This window comes from Burkholderia sp. AU19243, from assembly GCF_018148075.1.
In the GTDB taxonomy this organism is placed as follows: domain Bacteria; phylum Pseudomonadota; class Gammaproteobacteria; order Burkholderiales; family Burkholderiaceae; genus Burkholderia; species Burkholderia latens_A.
In genome coordinates, this window is the sequence record NZ_JAGSTV010000004.1 from 562,708 (window position 1) to 573,334 (window position 10,627).

7 protein-coding genes are annotated in these 10,627 nt (G+C 68.2%); 6 read left to right on the forward strand and 1 reads right to left on the reverse strand.

Annotation, left to right across the window (positions count from 1 at the left end; translation table 11 throughout):
• The first annotated feature begins 309 nt into the window (after window positions 1–309).
• Window positions 310–1,299 carry an alpha/beta fold hydrolase gene (locus KDW55_RS11270; protein WP_249174087.1) on the forward strand — a complete coding sequence of 330 codons (990 nt, stop codon included), beginning with the start codon at window positions 310–312 and terminating at the stop codon, window positions 1,297–1,299.
• On the opposite strand, the gene KDW55_RS11275 is transcribed toward KDW55_RS11270, so the two are convergent.
• The gene (locus KDW55_RS11275; RefSeq protein ID WP_212161471.1) at window positions 1,284–3,584 is read right to left on the reverse strand and encodes a TonB-dependent receptor; all 2,301 of its coding nucleotides are present in this window, start codon (window positions 3,582–3,584) and stop codon (window positions 1,284–1,286) included. The genes KDW55_RS11270 and KDW55_RS11275 overlap by 16 nt on opposite strands.
• Before the next feature lie 713 nt (window positions 3,585–4,297).
• Between KDW55_RS11275 and KDW55_RS11280 the strand changes: the two genes are divergently transcribed.
• The 5 genes from KDW55_RS11280 to KDW55_RS11300 all read left to right on the forward strand — a co-directional run.
• Window positions 4,298–6,025 (forward strand): methanol/ethanol family PQQ-dependent dehydrogenase, encoded by a 1,728-nt coding sequence (locus tag KDW55_RS11280; RefSeq protein WP_059548893.1) that lies wholly within the window; start codon window positions 4,298–4,300, stop codon window positions 6,023–6,025.
• An 84-nt stretch (window positions 6,026–6,109) separates the two neighbouring features.
• Window positions 6,110–7,387: a transporter substrate-binding domain-containing protein gene (locus tag KDW55_RS11285; protein ID WP_212161469.1), complete on the forward strand. Its 1,278-nt coding sequence runs from the start codon at window positions 6,110–6,112 to the stop codon at window positions 7,385–7,387.
• A 76-nt stretch (window positions 7,388–7,463) separates the two neighbouring features.
• Window positions 7,464–7,781: a high-potential iron-sulfur protein gene (locus KDW55_RS11290; RefSeq protein WP_349252598.1), complete on the forward strand. Its 318-nt coding sequence runs from the start codon at window positions 7,464–7,466 to the stop codon at window positions 7,779–7,781.
• Window positions 7,765–9,675: a sigma-70 family RNA polymerase sigma factor gene (locus tag KDW55_RS11295; RefSeq protein ID WP_212197956.1), complete on the forward strand. Its 1,911-nt coding sequence runs from the start codon at window positions 7,765–7,767 to the stop codon at window positions 9,673–9,675. Before KDW55_RS11290 ends, KDW55_RS11295 begins: the two co-directional genes overlap by 17 nt.
• Before the next feature lie 243 nt (window positions 9,676–9,918).
• On the forward strand, window positions 9,919–10,627 hold a 709-nt coding region (locus tag KDW55_RS11300), incomplete at its 3' end, for an AMP-binding protein (protein ID WP_212161466.1).

A 10,627-nucleotide genomic window follows, 5' to 3' on the forward strand; every position in this document is an offset into this window, starting at 1 on the left:
GGTGCCGGACTGTTTCCCATAGGTGCAAGCAAACATCGGGCCACGACGGGTTATGCGCGCGGCGTTGTCCGGCCACGGCGCCGTGCTGCGCAACATGAAAGGAAAACGCAAGAATGACAGCGGGACGTGCGCAGCGCTGCGCAGACCGTTCCAGCCCATCGCGAACGTGATAGCGTGAAACGCGCTCGCGTCGCCACCCGGACGAATCCCTATCTTCATTACGGGTGCGATTCTGGCTTCATACGTTTCATCTCACCGGAGGCCGCATTGCGCGGCGCCGCTGCCCTCGCCGCCACGAACGATCGACATATGCAACCGCTCCGCCGCTCCTCCATCCGCATGCGCCACCTGTCCCGCGATGCGTGCACGATCGCGTGGACCGAAGCCGGCGACCCGCGCGGCGAGCCGGTCGTCGTACTGCACGGCGGCCCCGGCAGCGGCAGCCGTCCCGCGGTGCTGCGCCTGTTCGACCTCACGTGCATGCGCGTCGTGCTGGTCGACCAGCGTGGCGCAGGCGCGTCGCTGCCACGCGGGGGCTTGCGGCACAACGACACGATGAGGCTGGTCGGCGACCTCGACGCGCTGCGCGCGCGGCTCGGCATCGCACGCTGGGGCGTCGTCGGCGGATCATGGGGCGCCGCGCTCGCGCTCGCGTATGCGGGACGGTATCCCGAGCACGTGACCGGCGTCGTGCTGCGCGGGTTGTTCCTCACATCGCCGCGCGAAGTGCGCGGCCTGTTCGTCGGCGCGCGCGCGCGGGCGCCCCGCGCGTGGCGACGCCTGACGGCCGCCGCCGGCACCGCATGCGGCCGTCGCCTGATCGACAGCTGCGCGCGACGCCTGCAGCCCGGTGCCGGCGTCGCGCGGCAACGCGCGCTCGCGCTCGCGTGGAACGCGTATGAAGACGCGATCCTCACCGGCCGGCCGACACGCGGCGCGCGGCCGACGCAACCCGCGATCGATCGACTGGTCGACAAATATCGAATCCAGGCGCACTACCTGCAGCGCCATTGCTGGCTCGGCGAGCGCCGGCTGCTCGCGCTTGCGCGACGGGCCGCGCAGGCCGGCGTGCCGATCCGCGCCGTGCACGGCACGCGCGACCGCGTATGCCCGGTCGACAACGTCGATCGTCTCGCTCGCGCGGTGCCGGCCGCGATCGTCGAACGTGTGCGGGCCGGTCACCTCGCGAGCGACGATGCGCTCGCGCGCGGCGTCACGCGTGCGGTGCGCGACATGCTCGCCGTCTCCGTGCCCGACACTGCGCAGCCTGTCGACTCGCCGGTTCAGTCCCACGCGTAGCGTGCGCCGATCCATGCGCCGCGCGGCGCGCCCGGGCCGATGAACTGCTCGTTGACCGGGTTGAGCCCGTCGAAGCTGTGATTCGGGCCGTTGAAGAAGTTGCGCCCAAGCGTCCCGAAGCTCGCGTAGCGCTTGTCGAGCAGATTGGTGACCGACGCGAACAGTTGCATGCGCTTCGTCACCTGCCATGTCGTATCGACGTCGACCAGGACATAGCCGGGGATCTTGCCGTTCACATCCCGGTTGTTCTCGTCGCCGCGCGCGAATACGCCGCTGCGGTACGTGACGTTGGCGCCGACGTTCCACTTCGGGGTCGCCGCATAGTCGAGCCGCAACTTTACGGTGCTCGACGGAATGCCCGGCATGCGGTCGCCGGACCGCACGACGATGTTGCCCTGTGCGTTCGCGCTCGAATTGCTCGCACTGCTTTCGGTCCATGTCGACCGGTAACGCGCATCAACATAGCTGTAGCTGACACCGATGCCGACGGGGCCCAGCCGCGTATGGCCCGCGAGTTCGACACCCTGACGGCGGGTCTTGCCGACGTTCTGGAAATAGCCGAGCGTGCCCGCGCCGCCGTTGCTGCTGATGAACTGGATGTCGTCGTCGAGCGTCGTGCGGTAGACGGCCGCGCTCCATGTCGTCGCGTCCGCGATGCGGCCGCGCCCGCCGAATTCGATCGTTTTCGCGATCACCGGTTTCAGCGCCGGGTCCGCCAGAAAGTCGTTCGGCAGCGAGCACGGCGCGGCTGGATCGGCGCATGCGAGCTCGATCGCGGTGGGCGAGCGCATGCCCTCGTTGTACGTCGCATACGCGGTGAATCCCTGCACTGGATTCCACGTAACGCCGACGGCAGGGTTGAAGCGCGCGAACGTATGCCGCGCGTCGAGCAACGGCTGCAGGCCGCTCACGTCCTCGATCGCCGCGCGCGACCAGTTGTAGCGGCCAGCCAGCGTCAGCGACCACTGCCGCGTCAGCGCGAGCGTATCGTCGAAGTAGACGCCGTAGTTCGCATTGCGCGTCTTCGCGCGCGTCGTCGGCGTGAAGTCGCCGATGCCGATCGTCGCGCGCGTCTGCGTGAACGTCGCATCCTGCGACGACTGGTCGAAACCCGAGTTCGCAAGATCGGCGGACGCGCCCACGACGAACTGGTTCTCCATGCCCGCGACCTTCCCGAGCAGTGTCAGTTGCAGGTTCGCACCATAGCTGTCGGTCGCGATCGCCGATCGATCGTTGGTCGCCTGCCGGGTCTGGGTCGCGCCGTTGTCGTCGACACTGCCGAAATCATCGTTCACGTTGCTGCTGATGTTGGTGTTGCGGTAATGACGGTAATAAACGTTCCCGCTGAGCTGCACGTGATCGTTGAACGAATGATCGCCGGACATCGTCACGTATGCGGCGCTGTTGCGATTCAGGTCGGGATATGTGTACGCCTGCGCGCGGTTGTCGAGGAACGAGCGCGGAATCGTCTGCGTGCCCTGCAGCGAATTCTCGGCGCCGCCGGCGGAGATCGACAGCGTCGTATCGGCATCCGTATAGCGCAGCTTGCCGAAGCCCTGCCGCACGCGGCTGCCGTTGTGATCGGCCCAGCCGTTATCGTTCGTCACGTTGCCGGTCACGTAGTAGTCGACGTGGTTGCCGATGCGCCCGCCCTGCTCGAGTTGCGCCGTCTTGCGGCCCCACGACCCGATCGACACCTCCGCCGCGCCGCCCGGACTCGTCCTGCCGTTCTTTGTGGTGATCGCGAGCGCGCCGCCGAGTGTGTTCAGGCCGAAGGTCGGATTCGAACCGGGAATCAGTTGCATCGTGTCGATCGCTGCCTGCGGAATGAGATCCCAGTTCACGACGTCGCCGAACGGCTCGTTCACGCGCACGCCGTCGACGAACACCGACAGGCCCTGCGGCGTGCCGACGACCGGCGACGCGGTGAAGCCGCGGTAATTCACGTCTGCCTGATACGGGTTGCCCTGCGCCTCGTTGATGTCGACGCTCGACACGTTCTTCTCGAGATAGTCGGTCAATACGCTGCGGTGCTGACCGGCGACGTCGCCGCCTCGAACGGTCTGCACATTGGCCGGCACGCGCGACAGCGGCGTACCGATCCCGAGCAGCGGCGTCGTGCCGACGACCACGATCGGCGCGAGCATCGGCGCAGCGACGTCGTCGGCCGGCGTTGCCTGCGACGACGCCGGCGCCGCCCAGCCACCCAGCATGCCGCCAACGCATAGCGTGACGCTCGCGCGCCGTGCGGCGACGCAGCGCTTCGATGCGTGCAGTCCCTTCATCTCCTGTCTCCTCCAGCCTGTTGTTATGTCGTTATCCGTAACGATGCATCGACAGTAGACGCCGCTGCAGCGCTCGAGCTCGCTCTGACCGACGCACTACATCGGAGAGCGACGGAACATCGCACGGCTTGCGTCGCACGGCGTGGACAACGGCAAGAAGCATGCCGATCGCCGAACCGTTCCGCCGCGGCCACCCTGCCGCGGCTGCGCAGACAAGCGCGATGCTCGACTGTTGCAGCCCGTGACAACGCCGTTGCACCTGTGTCAATTTGGATCAACGCCGCCGCTGCGCGCGGTCGCCGCGCGATGCCGGCTGGGGCCGGCCCGCACCTCGCCGCTGCGCGCGACATCCACGCGCACATCTGCCGCAATCCGTCGGAATGTCCGACGGTCATTGCCCGCTGCGTGCATGCGTTCCGCCACAGACGGAATCGATACGGACGCCGTCCGCGCCGCACCGTCAGCGCTGCGCTGTCATGTTTCGCAACACTTGGGCAACGTCTGTCCCTGAACGCAACACACGCGGATCAACCCCACTACTCCGCGCGCGTCGCCGCCGCGCGCTCAATCGCCAGCTCTGCCTTGCAGCGCAACCTTCGCGAAGCAATGGCATGCGATTTGCGTGACTGGCTGCGCACTGAACCCGGAACCCCACCCAGCCGGCCTGGCCGGATGTTGGCCGCGGTGCGACCACAATGACTTAGGAGACAACCATGAAGAATCTCTCGGCTTCGACGAGCCGACTGGCAATGATCGGAATCGCGGCGGCAGCTGCGATCGCCTTGAATCCCGGCGTCGTGGATGCCGCCGCGGATTACCCGGCCGTCACGTACCAGCGTCTCACCGATGCGCAGCGCGATCCGGGTTGGCTCACCTACTACCGTACGTACAACGGCCACGCGCATTCCCCGCTCAAGCAGATCGACCCCTCGAACGTAAATCAGCTCACCCAGGCATGGAGCTACAAGTTTCCGGCCGAGCTGAAGCAGGGCTTCGAAGCGACGCCGATCATCAACGGCCGTTACCTGTTCGTGACCACGCCGAAAGACAACGTGTACGCATTCGATGCGGCCACCGGCGCGCAGCTGTGGAAGTACGAGCCGAAGCTCGGTGCGGAATCGTTCAAGACGGCCTGCTGCGACGTCGTGAACCGCGGCGTCGCGCTGTACGGCAAGAACGTGTACGTCGCGATGCTGAGCGGCGAAGTGGCCGCGCTCGATGCGCAGACGGGCGCGCTCGTGTGGAAGAAGCAGATGTTCGAGCCGGGGCTCGGCTATGCGTTCTCGCTCGCGCCGCTCGCGATCGACGGCGCGATCGTGGTCGGCAGCTCGGGCGGCGAATACGGTGCGCGCGGCTTCATCGCCGCGCTCAGCCCGACCGACGGCTCGGTGCTGTGGAAGCGCTTCACGATCCCCGGTCAGGGCGAGAAGCACGGCGATACGTGGCCGGACGGGATGCAGGCGCACGGCGGCGCACCGGCGTGGCTGACCGGCACCTACGACGCGGCGACCCGCACGCTGTACTGGGGCGTCGGCAACCCGGGCCCGTGGCTCGCGGATCTGCGCCCCGGCGACAACCTGTATTCCGATTCGCTGCTCGCGCTGGATCCGAAGAACGGCGAGCTCAAATGGCATTACCAGTACACGAAGCACGACACCTGGGACTATGACGGCGTCAACACGCCCGTGCTCGCGACGATCAAGTACAAGGGCAAGGAGCACGACGCGATTATCCACGCCGACCGCAACGGCTACTTCCACGCGATCGACCGCGACAGCGGCAAGCTGATCTACGCGGAGCCGTTCGTGAAGGCGACGTCGGTCACCGGCTACACGGAAGACGGCGCGCCCATCCAGGATCCCGCGAAGTATCCGAAGGTCGGCACGACGATCGACACGTGTCCGAGCTTCCTCGGCGGCAAGAACTGGTGGTCGGTGTCGTACGACCCGGAGCGCCATCTCGCGATCGTGCCGTCGCTGCATGCGTGCATGAGCCTGTCGGGCAAGTCGGTCAACTACATGGAAGGGCTGCCGTACCTGGGCGAAGGCTTCGAGATCAAGCCGGAGCCGGGCAGCGAAGGCTACGGCGAACTGCAGGCGATCGACGTGAACACCGGCAAGAAGGTGTGGAGCCACTGGAGCAAGCTGCCATGGAACGGCGGCGTCGCGACGACTGCAAGCGGCCTCGCGTTCAGCGGCTCGCTCGACGGCCATCTGTACGCGTTCGACGTGTCGACCGGCAAGGTGCTGTGGGAAAGCCCGAAGCTTGCGAGCGGAATCATCGCGCAGCCGTCCGTGTTTGAGGTCGACGGCAAGGAGTACGTAGCGGTGCTCGCCGGCTACGGCGGCGCGAATCCGATTTGGGGCGGCCCGATGGCGAAGGCGGCAGACGATGTGCCGCGCGGCGGCACGCTGTACGTGTTCGCGCTGAACCGCGGCTGAGCATCGTCCGCTTCAACCGCATGACGCCCGCGCCGCCGGCGCGGGCGCCTTCTCCCCGTCACTCTTTCAACCGAGCGTCCGATCATGAACATTCGATATTCCCGCGTCGCCGCAGCCTGTGCGCTCGCGGCATGCACGGCGCTGTCTCCGGCGCCGGCCACGGCCGCGACGCCGGTGCGCGTCTGCTCGCTGCCCGGCACGCCGACGGCCGCCCTCGACAAGGCCGTCGCCCGCGCCGTGTTCCGCACGGCCGGCATCGCCGCAACGTTTGCCGCGCACGAGGCCGGCGGCAGCGACGACGACGGCGTGTCCGCACACGAACTCGCCGGCATCCTCGAACGCGACTGCGACGTGCTCGCCGGCTTCCCGCGCTCGGCGATCGCCGACGCATCCGACACGAAACTGCTGTTTTCCCAGGGTTACCTGCGTTCGGGCTACGTGAGCGTCACGCGCCGCGACGCCGGCACGCCGGCGGCCGGCCGGGAAATCGTCGCGGCAACCTACGCGAGCCCCGCACAACTGATCGCGGTACAGCAGAAGGACGCGCGCTTCGATCTCGAGAACACGTCCGCGCAAACGGTGGACGCGGTCGCCCGCGGCCGTGCGCATCGCGCGATCGTCTGGTATCCGGCAGTCGTCGCGTATCAGGCCGCGCATCCGAAGCAGGCGTTCCGTATCGGCGCGACGTCGTCGCCGTATGCGGACTGGCAGCTCACGTTCACGTTCGCGCCGCGCTCGGCCGTGCTGCAACAGCGCATCGACGCAGCGCTCACGCAGATGAACCGCGACGGCCGGCTCGCCGCGCTGACGCGCAAGTGGGCGCTGCCCGGCAGTGCGCTCGAAGCGCACGAGTCGCGTGAGTCGCACCGGTCGAGCACGCCTGCACGCTTCCTCGACGGTGCAATGGCGGCAGGCGGCCGTTCGACATCCGGGCTGCTGCACGCGCGCAACGTGCGCGCAGGCGGGGGCTTCATCCGGGTCGGCGCGAGCGCGGGCGACGCAGCGCCCGCATTCGACGCCGCGCAAGTCGCCCATGGCAAGGAGATCTACGGCAACGCCTGCGCGAAATGCCACGGCGCCGACCTCGAAGGCAATACCGCGCCCGCGCTGAGCGGCCCGTCGTTCGCGCCGCTGTCGCATTCGCATCTGACGATCGGCGGCGTATTCGGCTACATGGCGACCAACATGCCGGCGGACCAGCCCGGCAAGCTGAAGGACGACGAATACGCGGACCTGATGGCGTTCCTGCTCGCGTCCAACGGCTATGTCGCGAGCAACGCGAAGCTGACGGCCGATACCGCGCGCGGGTCGACTGCGCCGCTCGTCGTCGGTCCGGCCGGGCACAAGGAGGCGAGCCAGTAACACCGGCCCGAGCGGCAGAACGATGCGATGCGTGCCGCGCCCTTCTCCACAATTTCATCTTCATCAGGAAACGAACGTGACATATCCGACCTCCCGCAGAACCTTCCTCGTCCACGCCGTCGGCCTGTGCGCGACGCTCGCCGCCGCACGCACCGGATTCGCGGCGCCGCCGCTCGTCGACGAGAACGATGCCGCCGCGAAAACACTCGGCTACCGCGCGCACGCGTCGAGCGTCGACGCGGCGCAGTTCCCGAAATACCAGGCCGGCCAGCGCTGCTCGAACTGCCGCTTCTACAAGGGCGAAGCAGCGGATGCGAGCGGCACGTGTCCGATGTTCGGTGGCAAGCTGGTCGCGGCGGACGGCTGGTGCAACGTCTATGCGAAGCGCGCGTGACGCAGCGCGCGGCGGGATGCCGGTGCGGTCCGCACCGGCATCCGCGGCAGGCGGTGGCGGTGGCGGTGGCGGCACACTGCCGCACGCCGCCGCGCATCTGCAAGCGCTGATCGCGACGGGCCTGTCGCGCGGTTTCGTCACGCGCGGCGACATCATCGACGCACTGCCCGACGACGACGCGCACGAAAGCGGCGTCGACGCGGCGGCCGCGGTGCTCGGCGAGCTCGGCATCGCCGTGCGCGACCGTACCGATACCGCGAGCGGCTGGACGCTCGAGCGCTACTTCCGCCCGGCGCCGGCCGCGCGCGCATGGGTCGACGGGGCCGGCGCACTCGCCGCGGCGGAATTGCTCGCGCCGCGCACGACTGATCCGGTCCGGCTGTACCTGCGCGAAATGGGCATGACGCCGCTTCTCACACGCGACGAGGAATTCGCCTATGCCCGGCGGCTCGAACGCGGGCGCGCGGCATCGGTCGCGGTACTGTGCGGCGATCCCGAAGCACTCGACGCGCTGGTTGCCATCCGCACGGAAATCGCCGAATGCCGGAGCCCGGCATCGATCTACGTGGTTTGTCTCGCCGAGGTCGCGGGCGACGATGCACGATCCGTCGACGCCGCGGCACGCGCTGCGCCGGCCATCGCAGGTGAATCCATCCGCGCCGACGAAGGCGACGACATGGGCCCACGCCACGACGATTCCGTACAGCGCAACGCGATCGTGGCACGGCTCGCCGGTCTCGACGCGCTGGCCCGCAGCATGCGCGCGGCGCTCGCGACCGGCGGCACGGCGTCGGCCGCCTATCGGGCAAATGTCCGCGACGCTGCGGCGTTGCTCGGCACGCTGCATCTGTCCGCTCGAGCGCTCGAGCGCATGAGCGAAGCATTGCGCGCCCGCGCACGCCGACAGCGCATGCTGCGCGGCCGGCTGGCGCGCATGCTGGCCGAGGTGGGCGTTGCGTCGTCGTTCGCGCATGCGGCCGACGCAGACCACGCGGGCTGGCTCGCGTCGTGCATCGCCGCGCATCCGGCCAGCGTGCCGATCCTCACACGGCGCGCGGCGGACTTCGTCGATGCGCGTGACACGATCGTGCGCGATGCCCGGACATCGGCGCTTCCGCCCGACGCGACCGCAACGCTCGATGCGCGCCTCGGCGCGATCGAACGCGCGATGCACGCCGCCCGCACCGGGCTGTTCGATGCGAATTTGCGGCTCGTCGTGTCGATTGCGAAGCGCTATCCCGATCGCGGGCTGCCGTTCGCGGACCTGATCCAGGAAGGCAACATCGGCCTGCTGAAGGCAATCGAGCGCTACGACTATCGGCGCGGCTTCCGGTTCTCCACCTACGCAACCTGGTGGATCCGGCAGGCGATCACGCATGCGCTCGCCGATTTCGGCCGCACGATCCGCGTGCCCACGCATACGGCCGACGCGCTGAACAAGCTCGCGCGAATCGCGCGCGAACACCGGCAACGCGCGGGCACGGCGCCCACGCCCGCGCAACTGGCCGCTCACATGGGCGAACCGGTCGACAAGGTGCGCGACCTGATGGCGATCGTCAAGGAACCGGTATCGGCCGACGTGCCGATCTCGCCGGAAGGCGACATGACGTTCGCGGACGTCGCGCCGGACTTGTCGTCGCCGTCGCCGGAGGAGGCCGCCGGCGCCGCGCAACTGCGCAGAACGATCGCCGCCGCGATCGACCGGCTGCCATCGCGCGAAGCGACGGTCCTCCGGCTGCGCTATGGGCTGCAAACGGACGAGGGCTGCTCGCTGCGCGACATCGGACGCCAGCTGAACCTGTCCGCCGAACGCGTGCGGCAGATCGAAGCGGCGGCACTTGCGCGCCTGCGCGCATCCGACGCGCTGGGCGCGCTCCGGTCATTCATCGCGTAGCACGGCTGCGCGCCCGCCGCGGTGCGGTTCGCCGTGTTGACGCGTGCAACAGCCACTGCTGCATTTCGACGCAACCGGCTGCCGGGCGGAAGCGCCGATCGTCCGGTTCGTTCAGGCTTCGCAGTACCGATCGAACGTCATGAACCGCATGGCGGCTCGGGATGCCGGCCGTTTCGAGCGAGTGCCGCATCGATTGGCATGCAAGTTGCGTTTCGACAGTCACGCGATCACTGCACGATTTTCATGGAGAACACCTTGAGCGCCCTCGTATCGATCCTTCAGGAACACAGAATCTTCGAACCGACGGCCGACACGCGCGAGCACGCGACCGTCTCCGGCATGCCGGCCTACCGCGCACTGGCCGCCGAAGCCGAGCGCGATTACGAAGGCTTCTGGGCGCGCCTCGCACGCGAGGGCCTGAGCTGGCACAAGCCGTTCACGAAGGTGCTCGACGAGAGCAATGCGCCGTTCTACAAGTGGTTCGACGACGGCGAGCTCAACGCGTCGTACAACTGCCTCGACCGTCACGTCGAAGCCGGCAACGGCGAGCGCGTCGCGGTGATCTTCGAGGCCGACGACGGCGCCGTCACCCGCGTCACCTACGCCGAGCTCCTCGCACGCGTGTCGCGCTTCGCGAATGCGCTTAAAAAACGCGGCATCGGCAAGGGCGATCGCGTTGTCATCTACATCCCGATGTCCATCGAAGGCATCGTCGCGATGCAGGCCTGCGCGCGCATCGGCGCCACGCACTCGGTCGTGTTCGGCGGCTTCTCCGCGAAGTCGCTGAACGAGCGCCTCGTCGACGTCGGCGCGGTGGCGCTCATCACCGCCGACGAGCAGGCGCGCGGCGGCAAGACGCTGCCGCTCAAGAGCATCGCCGACGAGGCACTCGCGATGGGCGGCTGCGAGGCAGTCAAGAGCGTGATCGTCTATCGCCGCACCGGCGGCAAGA